General features: G+C 51.5%; 27 protein-coding genes and 1 riboswitch. Of the genes, 12 read left to right on the plus strand and 15 right to left on the minus strand.

Features of this window, described 5'->3' with window-relative positions; all coding sequences use genetic code 11:
* Positions 1 to 76 precede the first annotated feature (76 nt).
* Positions 77 to 532: an integrase core domain-containing protein gene (locus PsAD5_RS28785; protein ID WP_446737479.1), complete on the plus strand. Its 456-nt coding sequence runs from the start codon at positions 77 to 79 to the stop codon at positions 530 to 532.
* A gap of 739 nt (positions 533 to 1,271) precedes the next feature.
* On the opposite strand, the gene PsAD5_RS03470 is transcribed toward PsAD5_RS28785, so the two are convergent.
* From PsAD5_RS03470 to PsAD5_RS03490, 4 genes are all read right to left on the minus strand, one after another.
* The gene (locus tag PsAD5_RS03470) at positions 1,272 to 1,805 is read right to left on the minus strand and encodes a hypothetical protein (RefSeq protein ID WP_153040661.1); all 534 of its coding nucleotides are present in this window, start codon (positions 1,803 to 1,805) and stop codon (positions 1,272 to 1,274) included.
* Positions 1,806 to 2,027: 222 nt separating this feature from the next.
* Positions 2,028 to 2,438, minus strand: a complete 411-nt coding sequence (locus tag PsAD5_RS03480; protein WP_063291113.1) for a hypothetical protein — start codon at positions 2,436 to 2,438, stop codon at positions 2,028 to 2,030.
* A 158-nt stretch (positions 2,439 to 2,596) separates the two neighbouring features.
* Positions 2,597 to 3,145, minus strand: coding sequence for a YigZ family protein (locus PsAD5_RS03485; RefSeq protein WP_063291114.1), 549 nt, complete (start codon positions 3,143 to 3,145; stop codon positions 2,597 to 2,599).
* Positions 3,146 to 3,149: 4 nt separating this feature from the next.
* Positions 3,150 to 4,256, minus strand: coding sequence for a 2'-deoxycytidine 5'-triphosphate deaminase (locus tag PsAD5_RS03490; RefSeq protein ID WP_057460767.1), 1,107 nt, complete (start codon positions 4,254 to 4,256; stop codon positions 3,150 to 3,152).
* A 123-nt stretch (positions 4,257 to 4,379) separates the two neighbouring features.
* Positions 4,380 to 4,457, plus strand: a riboswitch (SAM riboswitch).
* A gap of 67 nt (positions 4,458 to 4,524) precedes the next feature.
* Between PsAD5_RS03490 and PsAD5_RS03495 the strand changes: the two genes are divergently transcribed.
* Entirely contained in the window at positions 4,525 to 5,709 is a 1,185-nt protein-coding gene (locus PsAD5_RS03495) for an O-succinylhomoserine sulfhydrylase (RefSeq protein ID WP_057460766.1), read from the plus strand.
* An 82-nt stretch (positions 5,710 to 5,791) separates the two neighbouring features.
* On the opposite strand, the gene PsAD5_RS03500 is transcribed toward PsAD5_RS03495, so the two are convergent.
* The 3 genes from PsAD5_RS03500 to PsAD5_RS03510 form a co-directional block, all read right to left on the minus strand.
* On the minus strand, positions 5,792 to 6,229 hold the full coding sequence (locus PsAD5_RS03500; RefSeq protein WP_057460765.1) for a hypothetical protein: 438 nt from the start codon (positions 6,227 to 6,229) through the stop codon (positions 5,792 to 5,794).
* A 141-nt stretch (positions 6,230 to 6,370) separates the two neighbouring features.
* A complete protein-coding gene (locus tag PsAD5_RS03505) occupies positions 6,371 to 7,264 on the minus strand; it encodes a hypothetical protein (protein ID WP_208988467.1) in 894 nt (297 codons plus the stop codon).
* A gap of 87 nt (positions 7,265 to 7,351) precedes the next feature.
* Complete coding sequence (locus PsAD5_RS03510; RefSeq protein ID WP_063291196.1) at positions 7,352 to 8,563, minus strand: winged helix-turn-helix domain-containing protein; 1,212 nt, start codon at positions 8,561 to 8,563, stop codon at positions 7,352 to 7,354.
* Positions 8,564 to 8,687: 124 nt separating this feature from the next.
* Between PsAD5_RS03510 and PsAD5_RS03515 the strand changes: the two genes are divergently transcribed.
* The gene (locus PsAD5_RS03515; protein ID WP_063291115.1) at positions 8,688 to 9,221 is read left to right on the plus strand and encodes an MAPEG family protein; all 534 of its coding nucleotides are present in this window, start codon (positions 8,688 to 8,690) and stop codon (positions 9,219 to 9,221) included.
* Positions 9,222 to 9,224: 3 nt separating this feature from the next.
* Here the strand turns inward: PsAD5_RS03515 and PsAD5_RS03520 are convergent, their stop codons facing one another.
* The 4 genes from PsAD5_RS03520 to gloB all read right to left on the minus strand — a co-directional run bounded on the left by PsAD5_RS03520 (position 9,225) and on the right by gloB (position 13,236).
* Positions 9,225 to 10,076 carry a class I SAM-dependent DNA methyltransferase gene (locus tag PsAD5_RS03520; protein ID WP_063291116.1) on the minus strand — a complete coding sequence of 284 codons (852 nt, stop codon included), beginning with the start codon at positions 10,074 to 10,076 and terminating at the stop codon, positions 9,225 to 9,227.
* Between the two features lie 206 nt (positions 10,077 to 10,282).
* Complete coding sequence (locus tag PsAD5_RS03525) at positions 10,283 to 11,527, minus strand: argininosuccinate synthase (RefSeq protein ID WP_057460762.1); 1,245 nt, start codon at positions 11,525 to 11,527, stop codon at positions 10,283 to 10,285.
* Between the two features lie 495 nt (positions 11,528 to 12,022).
* Positions 12,023 to 12,466 (minus strand): cupin domain-containing protein, encoded by a 444-nt coding sequence (locus PsAD5_RS03530; RefSeq protein ID WP_063291117.1) that lies wholly within the window; start codon positions 12,464 to 12,466, stop codon positions 12,023 to 12,025.
* Positions 12,466 to 13,236: a hydroxyacylglutathione hydrolase gene (gloB, locus tag PsAD5_RS03535; RefSeq protein ID WP_208988474.1), complete on the minus strand. Its 771-nt coding sequence runs from the start codon at positions 13,234 to 13,236 to the stop codon at positions 12,466 to 12,468. Before gloB ends, PsAD5_RS03530 begins: the two co-directional genes overlap by 1 nt.
* 186 nt (positions 13,237 to 13,422) lie before the next feature.
* Between gloB and PsAD5_RS03540 the strand changes: the two genes are divergently transcribed.
* Positions 13,423 to 14,223 carry a class I SAM-dependent methyltransferase gene (locus PsAD5_RS03540; protein WP_063291118.1) on the plus strand — a complete coding sequence of 267 codons (801 nt, stop codon included), beginning with the start codon at positions 13,423 to 13,425 and terminating at the stop codon, positions 14,221 to 14,223.
* 7 nt (positions 14,224 to 14,230) lie between these two features.
* Here PsAD5_RS03540 and metW read toward each other — a convergent pair whose 3' ends face one another.
* Entirely contained in the window at positions 14,231 to 14,854 is a 624-nt protein-coding gene (metW, locus tag PsAD5_RS03545) for a methionine biosynthesis protein MetW (RefSeq protein ID WP_063286126.1), read from the minus strand.
* A gap of 43 nt (positions 14,855 to 14,897) precedes the next feature.
* Positions 14,898 to 16,046 (minus strand): homoserine O-acetyltransferase MetX, encoded by a 1,149-nt coding sequence (metX, locus tag PsAD5_RS03550; RefSeq protein WP_063286447.1) that lies wholly within the window; start codon positions 16,044 to 16,046, stop codon positions 14,898 to 14,900.
* 285 nt (positions 16,047 to 16,331) lie between these two features.
* Between metX and PsAD5_RS03555 the strand changes: the two genes are divergently transcribed.
* The 7 genes from PsAD5_RS03555 (at position 16,332) to PsAD5_RS03585 (ending at position 22,821) form a co-directional block, all read left to right on the plus strand.
* Positions 16,332 to 17,180, plus strand: coding sequence for a chorismate mutase (locus PsAD5_RS03555; RefSeq protein WP_063291119.1), 849 nt, complete (start codon positions 16,332 to 16,334; stop codon positions 17,178 to 17,180).
* A 32-nt stretch (positions 17,181 to 17,212) separates the two neighbouring features.
* The gene (gene hisC, locus PsAD5_RS03560) at positions 17,213 to 18,310 is read left to right on the plus strand and encodes a histidinol-phosphate transaminase (protein WP_057460757.1); all 1,098 of its coding nucleotides are present in this window, start codon (positions 17,213 to 17,215) and stop codon (positions 18,308 to 18,310) included.
* Positions 18,311 to 18,328: 18 nt separating this feature from the next.
* The gene (locus tag PsAD5_RS03565; protein ID WP_063291120.1) at positions 18,329 to 19,264 is read left to right on the plus strand and encodes a prephenate/arogenate dehydrogenase family protein; all 936 of its coding nucleotides are present in this window, start codon (positions 18,329 to 18,331) and stop codon (positions 19,262 to 19,264) included.
* Between the two features lie 198 nt (positions 19,265 to 19,462).
* Complete coding sequence (locus PsAD5_RS03570) at positions 19,463 to 20,071, plus strand: superoxide dismutase family protein (protein WP_208988468.1); 609 nt, start codon at positions 19,463 to 19,465, stop codon at positions 20,069 to 20,071.
* A 609-nt stretch (positions 20,072 to 20,680) separates the two neighbouring features.
* Positions 20,681 to 21,625 carry a sterol desaturase family protein gene (locus PsAD5_RS03575; protein WP_063291121.1) on the plus strand — a complete coding sequence of 315 codons (945 nt, stop codon included), beginning with the start codon at positions 20,681 to 20,683 and terminating at the stop codon, positions 21,623 to 21,625.
* Between the two features lie 147 nt (positions 21,626 to 21,772).
* Positions 21,773 to 22,213 carry a hypothetical protein gene (locus tag PsAD5_RS03580; protein ID WP_063291122.1) on the plus strand — a complete coding sequence of 147 codons (441 nt, stop codon included), beginning with the start codon at positions 21,773 to 21,775 and terminating at the stop codon, positions 22,211 to 22,213.
* 2 nt (positions 22,214 to 22,215) lie between these two features.
* Positions 22,216 to 22,821 carry a TetR/AcrR family transcriptional regulator gene (locus PsAD5_RS03585; protein ID WP_063291123.1) on the plus strand — a complete coding sequence of 202 codons (606 nt, stop codon included), beginning with the start codon at positions 22,216 to 22,218 and terminating at the stop codon, positions 22,819 to 22,821.
* A gap of 49 nt (positions 22,822 to 22,870) precedes the next feature.
* Here the strand turns inward: PsAD5_RS03585 and typA are convergent, their stop codons facing one another.
* Together typA and PsAD5_RS03595 are read right to left on the minus strand one after the other, a co-directional pair.
* Positions 22,871 to 24,691 (minus strand): translational GTPase TypA, encoded by a 1,821-nt coding sequence (typA, locus tag PsAD5_RS03590; protein WP_063291199.1) that lies wholly within the window; start codon positions 24,689 to 24,691, stop codon positions 22,871 to 22,873.
* A gap of 309 nt (positions 24,692 to 25,000) precedes the next feature.
* Complete coding sequence (locus PsAD5_RS03595) at positions 25,001 to 25,381, minus strand: hypothetical protein (protein ID WP_152986549.1); 381 nt, start codon at positions 25,379 to 25,381, stop codon at positions 25,001 to 25,003.
* Between the two features lie 291 nt (positions 25,382 to 25,672).
* Here PsAD5_RS03595 and PsAD5_RS03600 point away from each other — a divergent pair, with 291 nt between their 5' ends.
* Positions 25,673 to 26,500 (plus strand): AraC family transcriptional regulator, encoded by an 828-nt coding sequence (locus PsAD5_RS03600; protein WP_275078110.1) that lies wholly within the window; start codon positions 25,673 to 25,675, stop codon positions 26,498 to 26,500.
* Positions 26,501 to 26,540 lie beyond the last annotated feature (40 nt).

Raw genomic sequence — 26,540 nt, forward strand, 5'->3', positions numbered from 1 at the left:
AGCCTTTCTGGTTGACAACGGTTCCCCATGGGGGACTGCTCTTACCGATCAGCGTTGGACACCATTGCGGATCTGGTTGGCTCATCTTGGTGTCCGCCTGATCCATGCCAGACCTTTTCATCCTCAGGCCAAAGGCAAGAATGAGCGGTTTAACCGAACCCTGAAAGAGGAGGTTCTGGCATACAGAACATTTCGCAGTCACCACACTATGCAATCGGCCTTTGATCAATGGAGGCGGATTTATAATTTCCATCGCCCGCATGAAGCACTTGGATTAGCGCCACCTATCAGCCGCTATACAATCTCACAGCATATCTTTCCCAAACACCTTCCAGATATCAGCTATCCCAAAGGAACAATGGTCCGAAAGGTACCCAGAACAAGAGCGGAAATCAGCTTTAAAGGAAGGCTCTGGTATGTCCCTAAATGCTTCCGCGGCTACACTCTCGCCATACGTCCCTCAGACAAACCTGGGATCTTCAACGTGTGTTTCGCCGCAAACACTGTCGCAAAAATCGACTTAACATCATAACATGACCGTCACCCATGTCCCCGAACAAACGTCAACCATCTCTCCGGGACAAACACTTTGAGCCGGGATCCATAACCTCTTGTTTTACTATTTTGCTGAGGCATTCGACCAATCTTTGACATTGAGGGGTATGGGTCCCGGGTCTTCGCTTTGCTGTGCCCGGGATGACACCGGTGGGTGGGGCAAAGACTGTCTCAAAAAACTTATTCCCCTTCTGAAATCCTCCCATATTCTGAACCTATGCCTACGTAACGGGCTGCTGGCGGAGCGACCGTCAGTTTGTCGTAGGTTGGGTTGGGCTGTTGGGAGACGTAACGCACCTTTCAGTGGTCCGGTGAACCGAACTTCAAACGTGACCGCATGGTTTGAGGGGAAGGGCCCAGGACTATAGGGTATCACGCGGCGACGGATACAAGAGCACCGGCAGGGAGACTTGCTTTTGCGAAGGTGTCAGTCAAAGACGGAGGAACTGTTTGGGCATGGAAACGTGTCTGGGTAAGCCACTTTCTTTCCGGGAAACCGGCTATCGTGCCTTATAGGCAAAAGAGGCGACGTTGTTCATTATAAAAAGCCCGGGCAAGGCGTGTAGCTGATGCCGAAGAAACATTTTTAAATAAGTAGCGCAGGTATTGCCTGCCGCCTTGCTCATCCCGATTATCGGGAACTCTGGTTCAACACTGCATGGGATGTCATGTGGTGCTGTTGGTGTTTGTGGTGTCCGTCCATATTGCCTTGTCTGTTAAAAAATTGAGGCAACCAGTTTTACGGATCTTATATTGAAGTACTGGAGGCTGTGATCCAAAATCCAGAGCGAAAACGCGCTCCATGCGAGTAAGCTTGCTGTCATTAACCCTCGACGAACTAGTGGGTTTGGGTAGCTATAGATGATTGCGCCAGCTGATGCGGGCAAGAACGTGACTAGGGCAAAAGCTGCAAATACTGCGCCGAGTGTTGAGACGAAGGCAGATGTGACATCGTGATATAAGAAACCGTCGACACCTGTGGTGAATGCCAATAGAGGGCCCAAGGGGTTAGCACAGGTTAGTAACAAGCTGAAAATGTAATAAAAAATGGCCTGTGGTCGGGTCAATTTCGGCACATCCTTCAGGAACATCATAATCAAACCCCAAAGGATGGTGATGAGGCAAAGTATTGGAAATATAGCCCAAGCGATGTGGAAATATGTATCTGGGACTGCAAAGATACCGCTTTGTCCGCCTGACAAGTATGTCATCAAGGCGAAGAGCAATAATTGGCTTACTGCTACGATCATCAGGAGTCTGGGTGACATTGCTCGATTTACAACGAGGATCGTCGAGAGTAACGGGCAGCTAAGGACGTTAAAGCCCAAGTGCGCGCAATTTACCGTGAGGAAGTTATATCCGTTAAAGGAGAATATGTAGAAGTATTCGAGCAAAGCCTGATCCGCAGATTGTACAACAGGCTCTCCCTAGCGAAGTCTAAGAGTTTTTGAAACAGCTTTTGTTCTATTTCTTCAAGCGTTGTGTTCGATGATGCGGCCTTCGCCGATGAGGCGGGGGGCTTTTTCGGTGGTGGTGTAGCTGATGGCGCCTTCCTCGGGTTCTACGCGGCGGCGGTCGCGCAGGTGGGCGGCGTTTTCTTTGATGCCGATGAGGTGGGCGAGGAAAGCGGAGTTGCAGCGGAAGACGTTGATGCGCTTTGGCAGTTCATAGAACTGGGCGTCTTTTTCGTGCTGAGTTTGCGTGGTGGCGACATCCTCAGAGACTTGCAGTTCCTTGCCTGGTTTCCCGTAGGTGTTCCGTCTTGAAACAGTCTCTGCATTTTGCTCTGTGATTTTGGCGTGACGGCGAGAGCCGATATCGCGATAGCGACGATCAGCGTCTGTTCCAGTGTTAATCGCTTTTCCAGTGCGGGTGACACGCATGACTTCACTCCCCCGACCGTCTCAAAATGAGACACCTGCCGTTTCCTGGGATTCACATCGCAAGGCGCGTGCCAAAGCTTAAGTTTTTATTAGGATTTTAATTAGTTGAGTGCAGCGAGATTGCTGAGAGAATGGGAAAGGTAAGCTGGTACAGAAGGTTAGAGCTTATCGATCTGATCTTCAGGACCGCTGACGAGCAGGGTTACGCCGTCCTCTGTGAAGGTGCGTTCGATGATTTCCAGCTGTAGCAGAATGACCTGGCGTTCCAGTTCGGCACTGCTGGAGAAGCTGGCAGAGACACTGCGGGTTTTGATGCGCAGCCATGGCACAAGCTCAGCTTCCCGAATGGCGAGATTTGCGGCGCCGGAGTAGGCCCGTGCCAGACCGCCGGTGCCCAGTTTTGTGCCGCCGAAGTAACGGACGATGATGACGCCCACATCCACAAGGTCTGCCCCAATGAGTGTTTTAAGTGTGGGCATGCCGGAGGTGCCAGACGGTTCACCATCGTCTTTGCCGCCTTCATCGATGCGTCCCTCGGGGAGCATTCTGCGGAAGGCGGTGACGTGGTGGTTGGCTTTTTTGTGCTCGTCGCGAAGGTCCGCCAGCCGCTGAGCAAAGTCTACATGGGGTACTAGAAAGGCAAGAAAGCGTGACTTCTTTTCTTCCAGTATCGCGTTGTATTCCTGCTCAACGGTGAAGAGGGGCATGGGCTTATGCTCCTACCGGTTCTTTGCTTTTGAAGTGCTTGGAGAGCTTCAGAGCCTGACCCTGATAGTTGGAGCCAATGCCTTCGCCGTAAAGGGTTTCTGGCACTTCCTCCATGTGCTCGTAGACAAGGCGGCCAACCGTCTGGCCGTGTTCTACGATGAAGGGAACGTCGTGAGAGCGGACTTCGAGAACGGCTCTGGAGCCTGTGCCACCAACGGTGGAGTGGCCGAAGCCGGGGTCGAAGAAGCCTGCGTAGTGGACGCGGAATTCGCCGACGAGTGGATCGAATGGCACCATCTCAGCAGCGTATTGTGGTGGGACGTGGACGGCTTCCTGCGAGACCAGAATGTAGAACTCGTTCGGGTCGAGGATGAGCGTTGCATCGCCGCGATTGTACAGCGGTTCCCAGAAGTCTTCCGGGTCCTGCGCGTCTTTGCGATCGACGTCGATCACACCTGTATGGCGCTTGGCGCGGTAGCCGATGAGGCTGTCTTTGCCAGAGCCTTTCAGATCGATGGAAACCTGTACGCCGTTGTTGATGGCGTCTTCGTCCTTGCCGCCAGAAACCAGCGTGTGCTGGTTGTGCACTTTGGTCAGGTCTTCATCATTGATGAGGGTTTCACCATCGCGGAAGCGGATTTGGGACAGGCGAGAGCCTTCGCGGACCAGCACAGGGAAGGTCTTTGGAGAAATCTCAGCGTAGAGCGGGCCTTTGTAGCCAGCTTCAACACGGTCAAACGCGCGGCCCTGGTCTGTGATGACGCGGGTGAACACATCGATGCGGCCCGTGGAGCTTTTTGGGTTGGCTGTGGCGGATTGCTCAGCCGGGAGGTCCAGCGCTTCCTGAAGGCGGACGATGTAAACGCAGTTGGTTTCCAGCACGGCGCCTTTGGAGAGGTCGATCTCGTGCAGGATGAGCTTTTCCAACTTGTCTTCCACTTTTGCGTCAGGGCCGGGCAGAAAGGAGGCACGAACACGCCATGCTTTTACGCCGAGGCGCAGGTCAAGACTGGCAGGTTGAATCTGGTCCTCGTCGGGCACTCTGTCTGCTTGAATTGCACCGCTGGCAAACATAGCTTCAATCGCTTTTGCCGGAAGAATGCCTGTCATTGTTGGTTCCGCCCCACTGGTACTCAAATCGTTCTGACACTGATTAACGTAAGTTTGATCTCTCGCCAAGTCTGCAACCTAAGCTGATTGATTGACCCTAGTGTATTTTCGAGGTAAAAACGCTGCCTATTCCGTGGTGATTTGGTCGACCGGCTTGCAACCACGTAAAACAAGTAGCTAAAGGGTCGGGTTCTTGTATAGACCTCGGCCCGCGCCGGGGTTTTTTAATGAAGGGGTAGAGCAATATCTCTTCGGGCAGGAATGAGCGATGACAGACGCAAAGAACTGGAAGCCAGCAACTCGGCTTGTTCATGGAGGCACAACGCGCTCCAGCTTTGGTGAAACATCCGAAGCTATCTTCCTTACACAAGGGTATGTTTACGACAGCTCAGAGGCGGCAGAAGCACGCTTTTTGGGCGAGAATCCGGGCTATATTTATTCCCGGTACGCAAACCCGACCGTAGGAATGTTCGAGCGACGAATGTGTGAACTGGAAGGCGCTGAGGCCGCACGCGGCACGGCTTCTGGTATGGCGGCTGTTAACTCTGCGATTATGGCCTGCGTTAAAGCTGGCGATCACGTGATTGCACCAAAGGCACTGTTCGGTTCCTGCCGATACATCATCGAAAAGCTGCTGCCACGTTATGGTGTGGAGTCCACGCTGATTGATGGCACTGACATTGAGCAATGGAAAGCAGCTGTTCGTCCGAACACCACAGCGGCATTCCTTGAAAGCCCAACCAACCCGACGCTTGAAGTGATCGATATTCCAGCTGTTGCGGATATTATTCACGAAGCTGGTGGACGGCTTATTGTCGACAACGTGTTTGCGACTGCTATCTGGCAGAGCCCGCTGGCCTTGGGCGCTGATGTGGTGATCTACTCTGCGACCAAGCATATTGACGGGCAGGGCCGATGTCTGGGCGGTATCGTGCTTTCTGATGAAAAGTGGATTGTGGAAGAATTCCATGACCCGTTCAAGCATACTGGGCCTGCGATGAGCCCGTTCAACGCCTGGGTTCTGCTGAAAGGTCTGGAGACATTGTCTCTGCGTGTTGAGCGTCAGACTGCGAATGCAGGCAAGCTGGCAGAGTTCCTTGCGGATCATTCTGCAGTGTCTCGGCTGATTTACCCGGGCCGTGCTGATCACCCACAGGCGGATATCGTGGCCAAGCAGATGCAGGGTGGGTCTACCATGCTGGCGTTTGATTTGGCGGGTGGTAAGGAAGCGGCCTTCAAGTTCTCCAATGCACTGGAGATTGTCAGCCTTTCCAACAACCTTGGTGATGCGAAGAGCCTGATTACCCATCCGGCGACGACTACGCACCAGAGTGTTGCGGAAGATGCGCGTTTGGAGCTGGGCATTACAGACAAGACGCTTCGTCTTTCTGTTGGTCTGGAAGATGCAGATGACCTGCTGGAAGATGTTGCTAAGGCACTGGCCGCGCTTTAAGCGTGTTGCACATTACAACTAGCGTGAGGGCATCCAACCGGGTGCCCTTTATGCATTAAAGCCCAATGCTGCAGACTTGTTGTTAGCTGTTGCTGGTTGCCACAACTACATCTCGCCGTGCTCCGGACAAGGTGATGATGAAACCGGCGATGACATCCAGAAACGTGATGGTCATGAGCAGAAGGAAGAGCGGAGTGGCGGCTTCTTGTACCGAGAGGAACTCAATTAGGTAAGCCACGAGGATCAACAGAGACAAGCTGTGATCTACCAGTGAGAGTGTGCTGGTTCTGGTGGCTTTGATGATCTCAACGAAGAGCAGGACCAAAGTGCCTGCAAGCAGAAGGGTGGCGACATCCAGAGGAACAAGCAGTCCGGATGGCAGTGGGATCTGGAATACAATGGCAGCCCACGGAGTGACGTTGTAGCCTTGATCAAGCACCGGCTCTAGATCTTCAAACCACCGAAATGCAACAGCGTTGTAGAGCAAAAACGGAATGAGCGTGAGTGGAATAGTCCTCATGTGGTTGTCCCCGGAAGAGCTGGAAGCGGTATCCTATCGGAAAAGATTAACATTAATGCTGGGGGTCTGTGATGCCCTGAAACCGGGAGGGGTAACGCTTCGAGTGGTTTAATGCCTAGGGCTTTCATTTTAAGTGGAGTTCTAGGGAATACGACGCGTGCGATTGTGAATAGTGAGGGGGCGTCGCACACGTTCTGTCATGCGACGTTCTATGTGAGAGAGCTCATTATAGTTATCGACAGTGATGCCCTTCCAATATTTGACGATGGGAAGGCCTATGCGAAGTTGAAAAGCACCAATGGGATAGTTGATGTCGCTGTGATAGCGGATCTGGCCAACAAATGTGGTCTTCAATCCAGGTACGCCAAACCAGCCTGCACGGGATATTTCAAACCGTCCCTGCGCCCCGCTTATCTCTTCAATGTTGTTGGCGGTTCTATAAAAGCCTCCTGCATAGATGCGGAAGCCGAACCCCAGATCCTCAGTTCCGGGAAGGTCGTAGCCAATCTCTCCTGAAAGGTTGAGGAGAGGAATGCTTTCGCGTTGGTCTGTGCTACCCGGCTCCGGTTCCAGAATACGGACTTTGCTTGTCGGAAATTGTGCGTTGAAGCGAGCCTCATAGTTATTTGCCAAAAACTCGATGCCCGTGGTGACTGCAGTTGCGGGGCCGCGTTCGTAATCTTCCTTGTAGTTCATGAAGATGTAGGTGCTGCCAATCAAGTTTGGCCGTACAAAGTGACGGAGGCCACCGCCAGCACTTATGAGATAAACAGCATCAGAGGAGTTGCCGGAGCGGACATCAGCGAAGAACATGCCATGACTGTCCTGAAAGACTGGCGTGATGACTTCGGCGGCTCCAGTTGTGTTATTGCGATCTGTCTCAAACAGGCCAATGAGGCGGGGTTGGTACTTGCCTTGCGGATTGAAGGTGAAGTGGTCGTCTAAATTGAAGAGAGGTTGGGCCTGGCTAGCAGAGGTATTCAGCGCCACAAGGCAGAGCAGAATACGCAACAAAGTTTGCAAAAGCTGGCCCATTTGCTCTCTTGGTGCTGACGAGAATGCGACGTTTACCAGCAGTATTGGAGGTTACTTACGTTTCTGATAGTCCCGCCATCCAGTGGGCTATCCTTGCCAAGCTGAGAGGAACTGAAGATCTTCACAGCCAGCAAACTGGGTGCATCGCTCCAGTTCAGCTTCCAATCGTTGTTGGCGGCCTTTGCCCATGCGAATGCCAGCCTCGGGCCAGAAGCGTTTTACGGCCAAAGCATTGGAGGCTTTGTCACGCTTCATATCAATGCGGCCAATCAACTTGTCCCCCTCCATTACGGGGAAGACATAATAGCCGTATTGCCGTTTTGGTTCAGGGACGAAGATTTCGATGCGGTAATTGAAGTCAAAAAGGAACTCAGCGCGCTTGCGGTCTCTTAATGCCGGGTCGAATGGACTGAGGATGCGGATCCGTTGGGATGGGGCTTCGAGGGATCTCAGTTCATCTTCAATTGTTGGGCGTGCGAGACATAATTTGGGCTTCGTGTCGCTGGCAGGTTGAATCTCAACAGGGATTAGTTCCTGACGCTTCTGGGCTTGCTCACACCATGCTTTGACATCGGCAAGGTCTAGTTTGTCCCAATAGGCTGCAATTTCGCTGGGCGTAGCGAAGCCGAGGCGGTCGATTGCGGAGTTGCAAGCCCACTCTATGGTTTCTGCATGGCTGGGTTTAGCGGAGCGGTGATCCTCAGGGATGACGCGTTCTGTCAGGTCATAGAGTTTTTGAAAGTTTTCACGCCGGGAGACGGAGATTTGTCCGGTCCGCCAGAGATATTCAAGTGCTGTTTTGGATGGGTTCCACTCCCACCATCCGCCTTTGCTGCGCTTCTCATTCTTGCCGACATCTGAGGTGCCAGCGGGGCCGTTTTCTTCGATGTGCCGTAGAATGAGGTTGAGTTTTTCCTGATACTCCGCACCGCGCCAGACCTTCCAGCAGGATTGCAAGCTCTCTGCGCTTTTTTGGAAGCGGTAGTGCCAATAAGGGAAGAACTCGGTTGGAATGATTGAGGCATCATGCGTCCAGTGCTCAAAGAGGCTTCTGTCATTTTCCAGCAGCTTCTTGAGATGTTTGGGGCGGTAACTTTGGCGGCGTGACCACAAGATCATGTGGTGCGCACGCTCTACTGTGTTGATGCTATCAACCTGCACAAAGCCAATGCGGTGAATGAGATCGAGGAGATCTTCTCCTTTCGAGGAGCCTGTTGGTGCTTCAAGAAGGGCGTGTTTCTGCAGAAACAAGCGGCGCGCAGCGGCGTTATCAACTTTTAAAACTAACTGCGCTTCCATAGTCATCAAAGTCTCCTGCTTGGTCAGACGTGCCTAGGCTAGGAGAGGTAGCGCCTTGCCGCAAGCAGTCCGCAGCAGATAGTTGTGGGTTTGTTCCTATTATGTTCTCTAAAAGGAGGTTGCATTGGACTTTGCAGAAAAACAGCGGGGTGTGTTTCAGCGGATGATTGTTGGAGCGTTGGTGACCGCGATTGTGCTTTTGTTTGGTGCGCTTCTCAATCCGTTTGGATTTGCCGCAGACTGGAATGCCTCTGAGCGACTTTGGGTGGCAGCGGTTTCATTGTTATCACCTGCCTTGCTGCTGATGATTTCCATAGGTCGTCTGGCAATGCGCAGGTTTTATCATGCTGATGACATTGATGGAGGAGGGCTAACCCACGGCAGTGAGGAAGCCAGGATGCTGCAGAGCATTTTGCAAAATACACTTGAGCAGGGGGTGTTGGCGGGGTTCATCTACATTGCCTGGGCTGCGGTTATGCCCGGTAGCACGATGTCGGTACCGCTGTTAGCTGCGCTGCTGTTTGCGCTCGGGCGTATTCTGTTTTTTGCCAGCTATGAGAAGGGGGCACCCTGGCGTGGAACCGGCTTTGCACTGACTTTCTACCCAAGCATTTTAATGCTGGTGGTTGTGCTGATAACGTTGATGGCCGGGTTGTAGCGCTCACGCTGGCATATAGCGAGCGACTACAAGATGTCCGAGCACAGGACTTTCGTGCTCTTGTCGGAGTGTGGTCTGCGTGAAGTCGATGGTTGCAAAGTCGAATTGCTCCAAGAGATTGCGGAGATAATCTTCTGTATGCTTGAAGCGGCAGCTGTCGCTCATCGTGTAGGGCTGGGTATTGGATGCAGGCTCCATCACAGCTTCAGCGGAGAACAGGAACACGCCATTCTTTTCGATGTTGCGGGCAACACCTGCGAAGAGATCTTCCAATGAACCAAAGTACGGCAAGAGTTCTGATGCGAGTATCAAATCCCATTTCTGAGGATGATCTTGATCGAGAAACTCGTTGATTTCACATTGCTGGAGATCGTCGTAGATCTTCTTGTCTCTCGCCAGCTTGAGCATTTGCTCGGAAATGTCGACGCCAGTTTTATAACGGATCTGATCTTCAAAAAATTCGGCAGCTAAGCCAGTGCCACAACCTAGATCTAAAAGACGTTTAAAGGGGCCAAGCTTGAGAGTGTTGATCTTTTCGTGGATCTTGGTTGGTAGGCTGTATTGGAGGATCTCCAGTAGCTTGATATCGAAAAGCTTTGCTTTCTGGTCAAACAGAGCGGAAACATACTCAGCTGGCATACTGTCCAGCTTTTCTGAGTTCGCCTTTGCTCTTGGCAGATCGATGGTTTCCTCTGAGTTTTCAGAGCACCCTTGCCCAAGAAGGTTCAGCAAGTGATCGGCAGCTCCGTTGAACTCTCCGGTCTCTTTGAGCTCGAGTACATGATCATAGATCATGAAATGTCGGAGGAAATCTGCAACGGGATTGGTTTCTTGTTCTTTTTTGTCATTCTTCATCGCTGTGTAGTATCCTCGTCTTTGAATACTGACATGATTGAGCCATGAAAAAATTAATGAACAGTAAGCCTCTTTTGGTTGATCGTTTTTAGGTAAGCAACGGAAAGTAGCTGTATTTTTGTTGCTAGGTATTTCTCAAAATAAAACCCGCAGTGTTTCCACTGCGGGCTTAATAACTAATTTAAAGCTTAGGAGCTTTTACCCTTTCAGGCGTCCGTCAACTCTTTTGCTTTGGTCATCTGATTCCGCTTTGCCAGCGTGCGCAAACGCAGAGCGTTGAGGCGGATGAAGCCTGCAGCGTCTTTCTGGTCGTAAGCGCCGTGGTCGTCTTCGAAGGTCACCAGCTCTTCTGAGTAGAGAGAGTAAGGAGATGCACGACCAACAACGATAACGTTGCCTTTGTAGAGCTTCAGTTTAACCGTACCGGTCACGAACTCCTGAGACTTGTCGATCATCGCCTGCAGCATCTCACGGTCTGGGGAGAACCAGAAGCCGTTGTAGATCAGCTTTGCGTAGCGTGGCATCAACTCGTCTTTGAGGTGAGCAGCGTCACGGTCCAGCGTGATGGATTCCATCGCACGGTGCGCTGACAGGAGGATTGTTCCGCCTGGTGTCTCATAGATGCCGCGGGACTTCATGCCAACGAAACGGTTTTCGACCAGATCGAGGCGGCCAATGCCGTTGTCGCGACCGTAATCGTTCAGCTTGGCAAACAGAGTTGCCGGAGACATGTGTACGCCATTGATGGAGCACGCATCGCCTTTTTCGAAGCCGATTTCGATTTCGGTGACTTCGTCCGGCGCGCTGAGCGGGTCAACGGTGCGCTGGAAGACATACTCTGGTGCTTCTTCATTCGGATCTTCCAGAACTTTACCTTCGGAAGAGGAGTGAAGCATGTTTGCGTCAACGGAGAACGGTGCTTCGCCGCGTTTGTCCTTTGGTACCGGGATCTGATGCTGTTCTGCGAACTCGATCAGGTCAGTACGGGACTTCAGCGTCCAGTCACGCCAAGGTGCGATCACCTTGATGTCTGGGTTCAGTGCGTAGCATGCCAGCTCGAAGCGTACCTGGTCGTTGCCTTTACCGGTTGCGCCGTGCGCAACTGCGTCAGCGCCGGTTTCTTCAGCGATCTCGATGAGACGCTTGGAAATGAGCGGGCGGGCGATAGAGGTGCCGAGGAGATAAACGCCTTCGTAAACTGCGTTGGCCCGGAACATTGGGAACACGAAGTCCCGAATGAATTCCTCACGGAGATCATCAATGTAGATTTCTCGAATACCAAGCAGTTCAGCTTTTCGTCGTGCTGGCTCTAACTCTTCGCCCTGACCTAAGTCAGCAGTAAAAGTTACAACTTCACAGCCGTATTCCGCCTGCAACCACTTGAGAATAATCGAGGTGTCGAGCCCGCCAGAATAGGCAAGCACAACCTTTTTGATGTCGCCTTGGGCCATAGATTAGCTTCCAAATGTGTGTTCGGGCGCATAAAGCGCCTATGCTGGGCAATCTACCGAGGAGAGCGAGCAACGCAAGTGGTGATTGAGGATTGAGTGCTGAGTTATTAATCGGGATAGTTGAGCTACTTACAGGTGTTCCTGATAATTGGGTGAGTTGAAGCTGTTGCCAGGTTCAGCTATCGGGTATGTAAGGTTTTGATAACGCGAAGATAATGACTGCTACGTTGTGCTTTGATGCTATAAAATTTGCACGCCTTGGGTGTGAGCCGTGAGTTGCTAAACTGCATGATCTCTCAACTGTATCTGCGGAAAAACCATAGAGTTTATGCGCAGAAAAATTTTCCAGAGTCCTGCAATTAACCAACAAGTCTCTGTATCTACGAGGATTTCCGGGCAGGCCTTATGCGTCTTTTGTCTAAAATTGCGGGCAGATTTCTTTGAGGTTTGGTCAAGATTATCGAGGCTTTTATTGCGCGATTCGATGACTTTGGCTCAAGGATTCCAGTCTGGTGGTGCCAGCTCGAAGCCATCGAAAAGGAAACCTGGAGCAACAGTGCAACCGACTAATGTCCACTCGCCGAGGCTTCGTGCGGACTGCCATGCATGGCGAGATACGATGCCTTGAGGGCGTTGGTCGTTTAATACATCCATGCCGAGGATGATGTCGTTTTGGCTGCCTTCTTCGGAGCTGATGGAAAGGCAGAGTGGGGCGCCGCCGTAATAGTGCCATGTCTCAATTGCATCGATCCGGTGCCAGTGAGATTTTTGACCCTTCTTGAGGAGATAATAGATTGCCGTTGAATAGCCGCGCCCTTCTGGGCCTTCTGTATCCCGGAAGGTTTCGGTGTAGTAGCCGCCTTCCGGATGCTCTTTCATTTGCAGTTCAGCGATGATTTCTTCAGCGGTTGCTGAAGAGGTGATCTGGTCGAGCGGCATCAGAAGTTGTCCTTGCGGCGGCGTATTTCTGTAAATATATCAACTGGTTCGGCGTTGACCATGTTGAGATTTTTCTGGACGAGAGGATCTCGGACTCTCAAAAACGGATTGGTTGAAAGCTCGGCTGCCATAGAGGTTGGCAGGGTTGGGCGACCGACTTCACGGAGCGCTTCGATGCGTTTTGTCCGTTCCTGCAATGCTTGATTGTTTGGGTCGATCGTGAGAGCGAATTTGGCGTTGGCCAGCGTGTATTCGTGACCGCAATAGATCCTTGTTTCGGGTGGTAATGTGTTTGCCAGGTGGCTCAGAGAGGCCCACATCATTTCGGGATCGCCTTCGAAAACACGGCCGCAACCGAGAGCGAAGAGTGTGTCGCCTGTGTGAGCAATGCCTGCCTCCTGAAACCACCAGGAGATATGGTCAAGTGTATGGCCCGGAGTACCTATGGCTTTGACTGCAATTGGGCCGACGAGAATGTCATCTCCGTCCTCCACAAAACGGTTCATGCCTGTGATGTGTTGGCGGGAGCGCTCTGGCCCGGTTACTTTTGCGCCTGTCTTCTCAACGAGTTCAGCCATTCCGCCGACATGATCCCAGTGATGGTGTGTGATGAGAATGTCGGTCAGGTTCCATCCGGTTTCTTCCAGAACCTGTAAGTAGGGGGCTGCTTCTGGAACATCAATTGCAACTGTACAGCCGCTGTCGGGGTGGTGAACGAGAACGCCGAAATTATCTTTCAGACAAACAAACTGCCGGACTTCAACTTCAATCATCAACCAGCTCCCAAGCATACAGTATATCTTTATGAGATCATGAGAGGACAAGCTGTCAAATTCAACTGCAAACTCACAAAACTCTGGGTGTGGTTGATTTAAGCTTGCAAATCGTCAGCAAGAAGCGTTGCGCCCAGGGCTCTGGCACCCCATGATAAGAGAAGGCAACGCGCGGAGAACCAGTTGTATCTTGATGTTACTCACTTAAAAGAGTTCTACGACCTGCCACTTGGACGGATGCTTCGGGTGTTGGTTGGGAGCCGCGTGAAAATGCTTTGGCCAGAAATGCATGGTCAGAGTTTGCTGGGTATTGGCTATGCCGCTCCTTATCTGAGGCCTTACCTGAAGAAGACCAATCGTGTGTTTGCCGGAATGCCTGCTGCGCAAGGTGTGGTGAAGTGGCCGCGTGAAGTTGAAGTGCCAAACAAAGCCTTCCTGATGGAAGATAGTCAGTTGCCGTTTCCAGATTCCTGCATTGACTGCATCTTACTCGTGCATTCGTTGGAGATGGCAGGGCAGCCTGGGGCGTTGTTGGATGAAGTCTACCGGGTCTTGTCTCCGGGTGGGCGGGTGATTGTGATTGTTCCCAATCGACGTGGTGCGTGGGCACGGTCAGAGGTTTCACCGTTTGGGTATGGTCGTCCTTATTCAAGACCGCAGCTCGATAACTTCCTGAGCAATCATCACCTTTCAGTTGTGTCACGGGAAGAGGCGCTGTTTGTGCCACCGACAAACTCGAGAATGGTTTTGAAGAATGCGCGTAGTTTTGAGCGTTTAGGTGCAGTGGCCTGGTCTGCATTTGCGGGATTGCTGGTCACTGAAGCTGAGAAGCAGGTGTACCGTGGTATTCCGATGAAAGCGAGCCACGTGACGCGGGTCTTGCGGCCCGTCTTTCTGCCTAATGGAAAGACTGCCGGTGCGCAGGCGATGAACGGGCACAGTCGCCAGCAAGAAGGAACTTTCGCCAACGAGGGCGAAAGCTGAGTTTTGATTACTTCCGTTCCAGAAGGAAGACGGCCTGATCGCCGATCAGGTTCCAGACCCACCATGGTGCGTTGAACCCAATGCGCTGGCCTCTTGCATCCAAAGCTTCTGCCTTAATGACTTTAGCATGGACTTCTTCTGAGAGAGCAACAAAGTCACGGATCGTGCAGAAGTGGATGTTTGGTGTGTCGTACCACTCGTAAGGCAGATAGTCGGTGACGGGCATTCTGCCTTTGAAGAGCAGCTGCATACGGTTGCGCCAGTGGCCGAAATTCGGGAAGGACACGACGACTTTCTTACCGATACGCAGTAACTGCTCAAGAACCTGTTTCGGGTCCATTGTCGCCTGAAGCGTATGGCTTAGAATTGCGTAATCAAAAGCGTCGTCCGGGTAGGCTGCAAGATCGTTGTCTGCATCGCCTTGTACAACTGAGAGCCCGCGGGCAACGGCTTCATTCACGCCTTTTTGCGAGGTGTCGAAGCCACGGCCATCAACGCCGCGAGTGTCGATCAGCAGTTCCAGAAGTTCGCCAGTGCCGCAACCGATGTCCAGAACGCGTGAGCCGGATGCTACAAAATCGCAGAGAATTCGGTGATCGCCGCGTACATTACTCAAATCATGTTTTGTCATAATGAATCTGCTTTCTGATGAAGCTTACTGCTCAGTGTTACGGTCAATCACCATTTCCCGGTGCGGGAATACCTCTGGCTTTTGCTGCTCCTGTCAGGAAGCCACGCATTGTTTTGAACAGTTCAGGTTCATCAAGAAGGAATGCATCGTGTCCGCGTGAGCTCTCGATTTCAACAAAGGAGACGTTTGCTCCAGCTGCATTGAGGGCTCGTACAATGTCTTTGCTTTCCGAGGTTGGGAAAAGCCAGTCCGTTGTGAACGACATGACGCAGAAACGGGTTGTACTATGCAAGAATGCGTTGGCCAGTTTGCCACCATGTGCTGCCGCGAGATCGAAGTAATCCATCGCGCGGGTTACATAGAGATATGAGTTTGCGTCGAAGCGATCGACAAAAGTCATGCCCTGATGGCGCAGATAACTTTCGATCTGGAAATCTGCATCGAAGCCAAAAGTGATGGCTGAGCGGTCTTGCAGGTTGCGACCAAACTTGCTGTGCAGGCTTTCATCAGACATGTAGGTGATGTGCGCTGCCATGCGGGCCACCGACAGGCCCTTCATAGGGCGCTTGCCTTCTTTGGCATATTGTCCGTGGCACCAGTCTGGATCCGCCATGACAGCCTGACGGCCTACCTCATGGAAGGCAATGTTCTGGCTGGAGTGGCGTGGACCTGCAGCGATTGGGACAGCTGCAAATACCTTTTCTGGATAGGCAGATGCCCATTGCAGCACTTGCATGCCGCCCATGGAGCCGCCGACAACTGCGAAAAGAGTTTCGATACCGAGCGCTTCAACCAGTTTTGCCTGGGAGCGCACCATATCGCCGATTGTGACGACAGGCAGGTCGAGCCCGTAAACCTCATTGGTTTCCGGATTGGTACATGCAGGACCAGTGGTGCCGAGGCAGCCGCCGAGCACGTTTGCACAGATGACGAAGTATTTGTCGGTGTCTACTGGCTGACCAGGACCAACCATCATGGACCACCAGCCGGGCTTGCCGGTTACGGGGTTCTCAGAGGCAACGTATTGATCACCGGTGAGGGCGTGGCACACAAGAATGGCGTTGGTCTTGTCTTCATTCAGCTCGCCATAGGTCTCATAAGCAATTTGCCAAGGGGCGAGTTCTGTACCTTCATCAAGCCGGAGAGGATTGTCTGAACCAAATCGCATGAGCTTGCTGGCAGGCATATCCATCTGTGCCGCTGCAACACTGGCTTGTGTTGAGGGTGAGATATTCGGAGTCTTCTCCGGTTTTGCGCTGGCAGTCTCAGTCATGTTTTCTTCCGCGGTGTTGTGAAGGCGAATTGGGTGTTCCTCTAAAGGATTGCAAGAGAGTTTTTGCTAGGTGCCAATTGGCAGTGTGTCAACGTTTTCTTTTGCTTTCACCGTCGTTGTTTCCTATGAATTTACATAGGTTCTGTTCAATAATTCGAGTGGGTTAGTGCAATGTCTGGGTCTTCATCAGTTTCAGATTCAAAAATGAGCTTGTCTCAAGTCCGCGATAAACTAGATGAAGTTGATGATAAATTGCATGCCTTGCTTATGGAACGTGCTGACCTGATTGAGCATATTGTTGCGGCAAAAGCTGAACAAGGTTCTATGCATGCTGTTTTTAGGCCCTCTCGTGAAGCAGATATTATGCGGCGGTTGGTTGAGAACCATCGCGGTGTTCTGCCTATTATGTCATTGGAACATATTTGGCGTGAGATAATCTCTTCGCTCACAAATGCCCAGACAACTTATCGTGTACATCTTGATGGAAGTGCAGATCGACTCGCAATGAGTGAGCTGACACGCTTCTATTTCGGTTACGCCATTGAACAGCAACGCGAGATAGACCCCTCTGCTGTGCTTGCGGCGGTTGATTATTCACAGGTCGATCTTGGTGTGATCGGATTAGAAGAACGTGCAGAAACGCCTTGGTGGCGTGGCATGGGCGCCCGGGATGATGGCACCGATGGTCCTTCGATTATTGCACGGCTTCCGTTTTTGGTTGTTCAGGACAGGCCTGCTGATCTGCCTGCTGTTGTGGTTGCGGCTCAAACTGCTGAAACTGAGAAGCCGGATATTTGTGTTTACGATGTGCGCTGGACGGGAGCTATACCGAGCTCATTGATGCACAAAGGTATAGAAGTGTTGAGTTTTTATCGCAGTTTTGAAGGCGTAGATGCGCTATTAGCTGTTCCGGGGAATATATCCGAGCAGGAGCTGGCGACTTTCTTTGAAGCTGCTGAGGCGACGCCGGATAAACTTAGATATGTCGGTGGATACCCCGCGCCGCTTGACCTAGATGATGAATTTGATAGTGAAGCAGACGCAGTTGGTTAAATTGCGTGTTTTTTGAATAAAGGAATGAGTTGATGGAAGAGCAGGTAGTACGCCCTGTCCCTCGTGCTGGTGTGTTGGCAATTGATCCGTATGTACCCGGTAAGGCGAAGGCAAATGGTGGCCATAAACTACATAAGCTCTCTTCCAATGAATCTCCTTTAGGTGCGAGCCCAAAAGCGCTTGAAGCTTACCGCACCATTTCCGAGCTTCAGTTTTACCCTGATGGAAGCGCTGGCGAACTTCGCACAGCAATTGGTGAAGTATACGGCCTGAACCCGGATCACGTCATTTGTGGATGTGGCTCTGACGAAGTGCTGAGTCTGCTGGCCTATGCCTATCTGGGTGAAGGTGATGAGGCTATTTATACCACGCACGGCTTCCTTGTTTATAAGATTGCGATCCACGCAGCTGGTGCGACACCTGTTGTTGCTCCAGAAAAAGACCTGAAAACGGATGTGGATGCCATTCTGGAACGTGTGACCGAGAAAACCAAAATGGTTTTTGTGGCCAATCCGAACAATCCGACCGGCACTTATATTCCGTTTGACGAAGTTAAGCGTTTGCACGCCGGATTGCCGAAGACCTGCATTCTGGTTCTCGATGCGGCCTATGCTGAGTATGTGCGCCGGAATGATTATCAGTGCGGTATTGAGCTTGTTGCGAACTCCGAAAACGTTGTTATGACACGGACGTTCTCCAAGGCTTATGGTCTGCCAGCGCTGCGTGTTGGCTGGGCGTATGGTCCTGAGCACATCATTGATGCGCTGGGCCGTATTCGCGGGCCGTTTAACATGAATGCTGCTGCGATTGCAGCTGGTGCTGCTGCTGTGCGTGATCAGGCGTTTATTGAGCAGGCAGTTAGCCACAATAACGAATGGTTGCCGTGGGTAGTTAACGAACTGACCAAACTAGGTCTTGACGTAACGCCAAGTGTCGGCAATTTCATTCTGATCCATTTCCCTGAGGAACAGGGGAAGCGGGCTGTCGATGCGGATGCCTTCCTGCTGGAACGCGGGTGTGTGCTGAGGCAGGTGAAAGCCTATGGATTTGACAATGCCTTGCGCATGTCAATCGGCAGTGAGGAAGCCAACAGAGATGTTGTTGCTGCTCTCTCTGAATTTCTGAAGTAGTTCTAATAGAAGGTCTCCATGTCTGAACCCTTGTTTAGCCGGGTCGCACTGATTGGTATCGGTCTGATCGGCTCATCTCTTTCGCATGTCATGCGCCGCGAAAAGCTGGCGGGTGAAATTGTTATATCCACACGCTCAGAAGTTACTCTGAAGCGTGCGGAAGAGTTGAAACTTGGGGACCGATATTATCTGGACGCAGCAGAAGCCGTAAAAGGGGCAGACCTTGTTATCGTTTGTGTACCGGTTGGTGCATGTGGAGCCGTGGCAAAAACCATTGGTCCTCACTTAGCTGAGGGTGCGATTGTGACTGACGTGGGTTCTGTGAAGGCCTCCGTTATTTCGGCAATGAAGCCGCATATGCCGGAAGGTGTGCATTTTATTGCAGGCCATCCGGTTGCTGGTACTGAGTATTCCGGCCCTGATGCTGGTTTTGCCTCTCTTTTTGAGAACCGCTGGTGCATTCTTACGCCAGATAGCGACAGTGATGCGGGTGCTACAGAGCGCCTGACTGCCTTCTGGGAGGCCTGTGGCTCACATGTGGACACCATGGATGCTGAGCACCACGATCTTGTGCTGGCTGTTGTGTCTCACCTTCCGCATATCATCGCCTACAACATTGTTGGTACGGCTGATGATCTGGAAACGGTGACCAAGTCAGAAGTGATCAAATACTCTGCTTCCGGTTTCCGCGATTTCACGCGTCTGGCGTCTTCTGATCCGACTATGTGGCGCGATGTGTGCCTGAACAACAAAGAAGCCATTCTTGAAATGCTGTCTCGCTTTTCTGAGGATCTGTCTGCCTTGCAGCGTGCGATCCGGTGGAGTGATGGCGATGCCTTGTTCAAGCTGTTTGCACGGACCAAAGATATTCGCCATCAGCTTGTTGAAGCCGGTCAGGAATCTGCGGCGCCGAACTTTGGTCGTGAGAACGAAAAAGGCGAGCCAGCTGAATAAGATCTTGCTGGTTTTGAAAGAGTTTAGCCCGGGTCAGATTGGTTCTGATCCGGGTTTTCTTTTGAAGGTGTAACCAAGACTGGTCAACTTATCAGTTGGGTAAGCGGTGTTGGTTTACCGAGGTTTCAAGAGTGATTTTGATGTGGCTTCAACGCTGAATACTCTGCGCGTGGATAGAGCGCTTTCAGGAGTTTTTGGATGATGAAGCTGAGTGGATTGGCAGCAGTTGTTGCAGCCGGGTTTGCTGTTGCGAGTTTTGCTGCGATGGCTTCTAAAGAAGATCAGGTGCCTGCTGGGCCGACTGCCGTTGCCATTATGAAAGACGTTGATGGCAAGCAGGTTGGCCGTGTGGTGTTGACTGAGACTTTGAGCCAGACGCTCCATATTACTGCAGCCTTTGATGGCTTGCCTGCTGGTGTGCATGGGTTCCATGTTCATGAAACCGGTCTTTGTGAGCCAACTTTCTCGGCTGCGGGCGGTCATTTTGCACCTGAAGGGCATGAGCACGGGATTGAAGTTCCTGATGGTCCGCATGCAGGGGATCTTCCAAATCTTCATGTTCCCGAGAATGGAAAGATTGTCGTCGAGTATTTCTCCGAAATCTTAGACCTGGCTCCCGATGACAAGGACAGCCTCATTGGTGGTCCGGGCAGGGCGCTGATTGTTCATGCTGATCCAGACGACTATCACAGTCAGCGGACTGGTGATGCCGGAGGGCGGATTGCTTGTGGTGTGATTGTACCGATCAAGCAAAATGCAGATAGTTTCCAGAGCTACCCTGAAGAAACACCTAGTGACGGCAAATAGTTTTAGCACCGCATGGCTTTACCAGCAGTGTTGAAGCATGGGTTCCCGAAAGTTCGGGAGTGAGCAAGGCGAGCAGGCAGTGCCTGCGCATTGTGAGTAAATTAGTTTCTTCGGCATTGGCTGCTCGCCTTGCCCGGGCGTTTTTGTATGAAACAAGATCTCCTCCGAAAGGCATTGGGAGCAGGCACTGTCAACGATGCACACACTTGCCAGAAGCAAATGCGAGTGTCGGTGATAGCTAAACGCCTGCCAGTGTAGACGCCCATCGGGTGACCAGCTTCCGCTTGGTCCCTGCACTAAAGACTTTCAAGGGGTGTTTCAACGAACCCGCCGGGTGATGCGTTACTTCACCCGGTAGCTCCGCCCAGCCCACGCCGCACTGATGGACGGTCCACCAGCTGCCCGAATACGTGAGCACAACACTGAGAATAAGCGGGGTTGAGGGCAGGGGGATAAGTTTTTGAAGTTCTCTGCTCCCTCTAGCCTTGTTTCTTGGGGGTGCTCTCCCGGTTTGATGACATATACAGGAGTGTGTTACCGTAAGGGTAATTTGCCCGTGGGTGTGGGGTACACTTCGGGTTTTGAGTTCGGTTTGGGAGGGCCATCTCAATGGAGTTTTTTGACCCTATAACGTATGCGGTGCCGTTTTTTATCATTCTCATGATTGTAGAAGGTGTGGCTTTAAAGCTGCGTGGGATTGATGGGTATGAAGTCAAAGATACGTTTTTCAGCCTGGCAATGGGGATTGGGAGTCTCATCGCTGGGATTGCGTTAGGCACATCCATGTCTTATGCGGCGCACAGTTGGATTTATGGATATCGTCTTATCGAGACTATCCCAATCAACTGGTGGACCATCCTGATCTGCTTTGTGCTCTATGACTTGGCCTATTACTGGAAACACCGCTTTGGCCACGAGTATCGGTGGTTTTGGGCGAGCCATGTCAATCACCACTCTTCTCAGCGGTATAATCTTTCAACGGCACTGCGTCAGACGTGGACGGGGACAATCACGCTGACGTTCATCTTTGGCTTGCCCATAGCGCTTCTCGGCTTTCAACCGGAGATGATCTTCTTCGTTGCAGCCTGGAACTTGCTCTATCAGTTTTGGATTCACACTGAACTGGTTGATCGAATGGGGCCGTTTGAGTGGATCTTTAACACACCGAGCCATCATCGCGTCCATCATGCGACGAACCCGCGGTATCTGGATTCCAACTATGCGGGGACGCTGATTATCTGGGATCGGATGTTCGGGACTTTCAGTCCGGAAGTTGCAGAGGACCCGCCGCACTACGGGATTGGCAAGAACCTTGAGACCAACAACCTGCTGATTGTGGCGTTTCATGAATGGATTGCCATGGTCAAGGATTTGAAGACCGCAAGATCCCTGAGAGATGTCCTCGGCTATATGTTTCGTACGCCGGGATGGACGCCTGATAACTCTCGAATGACCACAACGAAAGCCAAAGCGAATTGGAAACGGAAGCAGGCGGTGAAGACAGCTGAACTTGAGGGGCTGGAGGAGCAGAAGGTGCAAGAGCCTGCTGAGTAACCGTAACTCTATGTAATCGGTACAAAACCCCGGTGCACACGTGTGTCGGGGTTTTTCTTGTTCACGCGGAGTTGAGGTGGGTGCTGTTGACCTGAGGTCGAAACCAACCATAAATAACGGTATCGTTACTTATGGTTGGAGGGAACCATGATTACGGAATCTGGAAATCTATCGGGCACTGGTTCAACAGGTCTTTTGCGCACGGCTCTTTTGGGCAATGCGATATTCTCTGCCATATGCGGTGTTGTCATGGTGTGGATGCCTCACCGTGTCTCTGCGGCGTTAAACTGGCAGGGCTCCAATCTCTGGCTCTTTGTTGGGCTGGGTTTGCTTGTGTTTGCAGGTGCATTGTTGTGGCAAGGAAAACAGGGCAGGCCTTCGGTAGCATGGGGTACATTGTTTAGTCTTGGTGATTACGGGTGGGTCATCGGAACTGTTTTGCTGGGTATGTTTGCGCCAACTGTGATGAGTGGTGATGGTTGGATGATTGCATGGGGTGTCTCAGCAGTTGTTGCGTTGTTTGGCAGCCTTCAGCTTTTAGGGATTGCCCGAATGGTGCGAAAAGCCCTAGATGCCATTGAGGAATGAGTATGAAACAGACCAATCCAGTGCGTACGTCCAAGCGGGGTAATAGCCGCTCAGATATCCTGAAGGCTGCTTTGCTGGAGTTTATCGACCGTGGTGTCGATGGCGTGCGGATGGAGCATGTAGCAGATCGGGCAGGCTATAATAAAGCACTAGTTTATAAGCACTTTGGGTCCAAAGAGCTGCTATTTGAAGCTGTTTTAACCGCGCAGTTTCAAGAACGGGAGCAGACGCGTTCCAGTATCTCAGGTGATCTTTCTGAGATGTTGATGGGGTGGTCTCAAGCCAACAAAGGTGATGCCGATTTCTTCAAGTTACTCATGAGGGAGGCGTTGGATTTTGAAGGTGATTGCCCTGTGCATGCCGACCAGAGGAAAGCTTATTATACGCAACAGATTGCTGTGTTGGCTGACTTGCAAAAAGAGGGGCGGTTGCCGACAACATTGGAGCCACACTACCTGTTTCTGGCATTGCTTGGGACGCTTTCAATTCCGCAGCTTTTGCCGCAAGTGGCAGAGTTGGTTGTCGGTGACGCACCGGGGGGTGAAGAGTTTGAACAGGGACTGGCGGTGTTTTTGAAGGCCTTTGAAGAGGTCCTATCGCCCAAATAAAAGGGAGAGCCGAAGCCCTCCCTCAAATAACTCATCAATTTAAGCAGTCTTAAGACGCTTTGTTTGATGCGCGTTCGGCGCGCTTACGGTCATGCGGGCACAGCAGTGCTTTACGCAGACGGATGGATTCTGGGGTTACTTCCACCAGTTCATCTTCAGCGATGTAAGACAGCGCGCCTTCGAGACTCAGCTTGATCGGGGTGGTCAGCTTAACAGCATCGTCCTTACCGGAAGAACGGATGTTGGTGAGCTGCTTGCCCTTCAGAACGTTCACTTCAAGGTCGTTACCGCGTGTGTGTTCACCAATGATCATGCCCTGGTACACTTTTGTGCCCGGATCAATCATCATTGGGCCACGGTCTTCCAGGTTGAACAATGCGTAAGGAACAGCATCACCCTGACCGTTGGACAGCAGAACGCCGGTGTTACGACCCATAATTGCGCCTTTGTAAGGTGCATATTCATGGAACACACGGTTGAAGATCGCGGAACCGCGGGTGTCTGACATCAGCTCAGCCTGATAACCGATAAGGCCACGGGTTGGAGCGTGGAATACCAAACGGGAGCGACCGCCACCGGATGGGCGCATTTCAAGAAGCTCACCTTTGCGTTCGGTGATCTTTTTAACAACAGCACCCTGGAATTCATCATCAACGTCGATGATAACTTCTTCGATTGGCTCAAGACGCTTACCAGCTTCATCTTCCTGATAAACAACGCGAGGACGACCTACGCAAAGTTCGAAGCCTTCACGGCGCATGTTTTCGATCAGGATTGCGAGAAGCAATTCACCACGACCGGAAACGATGAAGGAATCTGCTTCTGCAGTTTCTTCGATCTTAAGCGCAACGTTACCTTCGGCTTCCTTCATCAGACGCTCGCGGATAACGCGGGACTGAACTTTGGAGCCTTCCTGACCTGCCAGAGGACCGTCGTTGACGCGGAACATCATGGACAGGGTTGGCGGATCGATTGGCTGTGCCTGAATTGGCTCGCTTACCTGAGGAGCAACGATTGTGTCTGCCACGGTTGCTTTGGTCAGACCAGCGATGGAGACGATGTCGCCTGCTTCGCCTTCTTCAATTGCCTGACGCTCAAGACCACGGAACGCGAGAACCTTGGAGATGCGGCCAGTTTCGATCACACTGCCATCACGTGACAGCGCTTTGATCGCCATGTTCGGGGTCGCAACGCCAGATGCGATGCGGCCTGTCAGAATGCGGCCAAGGAACGGATCAGATTCGATTGTTGTTGCGAGGAGGCGGAATTCGCCTTCTTCAGCCTGTGGCTCTGCAACTTTGTCGAGGATCATGTCGAAGAGTGGCGCCATGGAATCCTGAGGGCCAGCTGGCTCGAGAGCCATCCATTCCTGCTTAGCGGAACCATATACGACCGGGAAGTCGAGCTGTTCTTCGTTTGCATCCAAAGATGCGAACAGGTCGAACACTTCGTCCAGTACTTCGTCAGCGCGCTGCTCTGGTTTGTCGATTTTGTTGATCGCAACGATTGGCTTAAGGCCGAGCTTCAGCGCTTTACCAAGTACGAACTTGGTCTGCGGCATTGGGCCTTCAGCTGCGTCTACGAGCAGTACAACGCCATCTACCATATGCAGAATGCGCTCTACTTCACCGCCGAAGTCAGCGTGACCTGGTGTGTCAACGATGTTGATGCGTGTGTTGTTCCAGACCAAAGAGGTGTTCTTGGCAAGGATGGTGATGCCGCGTTCACGCTCGATGTCATTGGAGTCCATCATGCGTTCTTCGGTGCGCTGGTTTTCGCGGAAGACGCCGGACTGCTTCAACAAGACGTCAATAAGGGTCGTCTTGCCGTGGTCAACGTGGGCGATGATCGCAATATTGCGAAGTTTCATGGTGGCTCCGTCTGGCCATAGGAAGTCGCGGCGTGTGGGAGGATCATGAGGTGCCCGATCCACGCCATTCCTTCAATCTGGTTTTTCTCTAATGAAAGATGCGCTCTTCTATCCTATTTTTGTGTCAATTCAAACCATCTCGCTAAAAAACTGCTAAGTATTTAGTCCAGCTCACTTTTTTACTGGTGAGCCTGGTTTTTTGAATAGACTTTGCCGGAAAAAGAACGCAATTCAGCATCTGTTTAGCTGATAAGTCATCGTTCGGATATTAGAATATGAGGCTTTCGGTGCAAAAGTGTGCCAGATCACTTACTCTTCATTTATGAAGTTGTAATCATCGACAGATAGCAAACCGGATTTTCTTACCAGTCTGGAGCGTACGTCGACTTCTGCAAGGTCGTAGGCGTGCATCCATTGGCACTCATCGGGGCAGCGACCGACGATATCGTAGTTTTTTCCGGCAGGGATGTAGAACTCTTCGAAGGGCTCCAGATTGATAAACTGGCCGTTGATGCCTATAGACATACCCGAGGTGAGAGCGACAAAGATTTCTTCTGCCTCAGCAAATAAATTTCTCCAGATGCGGCCTGGCGTGTCGATTTGGTGGTGAAATGCGTAGCCACGTTCGCGAAAGCTTGCTTGCAGCTCCTGTTTCTGTTGTTCAAGGTGAGACAGTTCAGCTAAAAGCAAGCAATGCTCCTTTAATTTAGACCTTAGGCTAACTAATAAATTATGGGTAAGCACCATCCGAAGACAGTCGCTTGACTACAAAAAGGAATATGGCAATCTAATACCATTCAATATCGCAATATTGGGTATTGCAATCCCCAATATTTACACCAACTTATTCGTGGTGGGTGATTAAAAGACAATAGAATACCCCCTGTGCGCGTAATCCCAAAAGTTGTTGGAAAACCAATGCAATTTGCAACCCAACAGTGGTTAGAAGAATGGTTTGCCCCACTCGCTCAAAGCGAGGGTGTGAGTGCAACCAGACATGAATGTGTCGAAGTGATTCGCATGACAACGGCGACAAAGCCTCGCGCTGTTATGTATTCACCAAGCATTCGTATCGTTTTTCAGGGTCTGGTCAGAGGCCATTTGGGTAGTCAGAGTTTCCTCTATTCCCAGCAAAGCTATGCCGCGCTCGTCTCTCCGATCCCGCTTGAGATTGAGATTGTAGAAGCGTCTCCTGAGAAGCCTCTCTATGCGGTCAATTTGGCGATCGATATCAATGTCTTGGCAGAACTGATGCTGCTTATCGAGCAAGAGCCTCTCGAGTTTGAGTATGGCGAAACGCTCGGTCGACCAGCGCATCTGTCTGAAGAGGCATTGTTTTCTGTTTGTCGCCTGATGCAGACGCTAAATAGCGAAGAACAAACTAAAATTCTCGCTGATGGGTACTATCGCGAGTTTTTGTACCACGTGCTCAAGTCCGAGTACGGTGCAAGCCTGAGGGTGCTGTTCCAGAATAGTGAGAAGTCTCAAGGGATTGCGCGAGTTCTTCAAGTGTTGCACGAGGATTTCTCAACAAATCTCAGCGTAGACCAAATGGCGAAGATGGCATGTATGAGCATTTCTGCTTTCCATGCTGGCTTTAAAGGAGCTACCGGTCTTTCTCCGCTGCAGTATGTTAAGTCGATCCGCTTGCATAAGGCGCGGTCTATGATGCTGAGCCAGAACATGAGCGCCAGTCAGGCTGCTTATCGGGTTGGTTATGCAAGTCCGTCGCAGTTCAGCCGTGAGTTCAAGCGTTTCTTTGGCAGCTCTCCAACTCAGGAAGCAGCGAAGTTTCGTGTTTTAGCGTAACGCATAATGTGCTCGCTTATAGGTTTTTGACACGCGCACT

The sequence above is a fragment of the Pseudovibrio sp. Ad5 genome (genome assembly GCF_001623095.1).
In the GTDB taxonomy this organism is placed as follows: domain Bacteria; phylum Pseudomonadota; class Alphaproteobacteria; order Rhizobiales; family Stappiaceae; genus Pseudovibrio.

Excerpts from the sequence above, each read along its gene's own strand:
- PsAD5_RS03470 (WP_153040661.1), bottom strand. The coding sequence starts at position 1,805 with ATGATCGTAGCAGTAAGCCAATTATTGCTCTTCGCCTTGATGACATAC.
- PsAD5_RS03480 (WP_063291113.1), bottom strand. The coding sequence starts at position 2,438 with ATGCGTGTCACCCGCACTGGAAAAGCGATTAACACTGGAACAGACGCT.
- PsAD5_RS03485 (WP_063291114.1), bottom strand. The coding sequence starts at position 3,145 with ATGCCCCTCTTCACCGTTGAGCAGGAATACAACGCGATACTGGAAGAA.
- PsAD5_RS03490 (WP_057460767.1), bottom strand. The coding sequence starts at position 4,256 with ATGACAGGCATTCTTCCGGCAAAAGCGATTGAAGCTATGTTTGCCAGC.
- PsAD5_RS03495 (WP_057460766.1), top strand. The coding sequence starts at position 4,525 with ATGACAGACGCAAAGAACTGGAAGCCAGCAACTCGGCTTGTTCATGGA.
- PsAD5_RS03500 (WP_057460765.1), bottom strand. The coding sequence starts at position 6,229 with ATGAGGACTATTCCACTCACGCTCATTCCGTTTTTGCTCTACAACGCT.
- PsAD5_RS03505 (WP_208988467.1), bottom strand. The coding sequence starts at position 7,264 with ATGGGCCAGCTTTTGCAAACTTTGTTGCGTATTCTGCTCTGCCTTGTG.
- PsAD5_RS03510 (WP_063291196.1), bottom strand. The coding sequence starts at position 8,563 with ATGGAAGCGCAGTTAGTTTTAAAAGTTGATAACGCCGCTGCGCGCCGC.
- PsAD5_RS03520 (WP_063291116.1), bottom strand. The coding sequence starts at position 10,076 with ATGAAGAATGACAAAAAAGAACAAGAAACCAATCCCGTTGCAGATTTC.
- PsAD5_RS03525 (WP_057460762.1), bottom strand. The coding sequence starts at position 11,527 with ATGGCCCAAGGCGACATCAAAAAGGTTGTGCTTGCCTATTCTGGCGGG.
- PsAD5_RS03530 (WP_063291117.1), bottom strand. The coding sequence starts at position 12,466 with ATGCCGCTCGACCAGATCACCTCTTCAGCAACCGCTGAAGAAATCATC.
- metW (WP_063286126.1), bottom strand. The coding sequence starts at position 14,854 with ATGACAAAACATGATTTGAGTAATGTACGCGGCGATCACCGAATTCTC.
- metX (WP_063286447.1), bottom strand. The coding sequence starts at position 16,046 with ATGGATATGCCTGCCAGCAAGCTCATGCGATTTGGTTCAGACAATCCT.
- PsAD5_RS03555 (WP_063291119.1), top strand. The coding sequence starts at position 16,332 with ATGAGCTTGTCTCAAGTCCGCGATAAACTAGATGAAGTTGATGATAAA.
- hisC (WP_057460757.1), top strand. The coding sequence starts at position 17,213 with ATGGAAGAGCAGGTAGTACGCCCTGTCCCTCGTGCTGGTGTGTTGGCA.
- PsAD5_RS03565 (WP_063291120.1), top strand. The coding sequence starts at position 18,329 with ATGTCTGAACCCTTGTTTAGCCGGGTCGCACTGATTGGTATCGGTCTG.
- PsAD5_RS03570 (WP_208988468.1), top strand. The coding sequence starts at position 19,463 with ATGATGAAGCTGAGTGGATTGGCAGCAGTTGTTGCAGCCGGGTTTGCT.
- PsAD5_RS03575 (WP_063291121.1), top strand. The coding sequence starts at position 20,681 with ATGGAGTTTTTTGACCCTATAACGTATGCGGTGCCGTTTTTTATCATT.
- PsAD5_RS03580 (WP_063291122.1), top strand. The coding sequence starts at position 21,773 with ATGATTACGGAATCTGGAAATCTATCGGGCACTGGTTCAACAGGTCTT.
- PsAD5_RS03585 (WP_063291123.1), top strand. The coding sequence starts at position 22,216 with ATGAAACAGACCAATCCAGTGCGTACGTCCAAGCGGGGTAATAGCCGC.
- typA (WP_063291199.1), bottom strand. The coding sequence starts at position 24,691 with ATGAAACTTCGCAATATTGCGATCATCGCCCACGTTGACCACGGCAAG.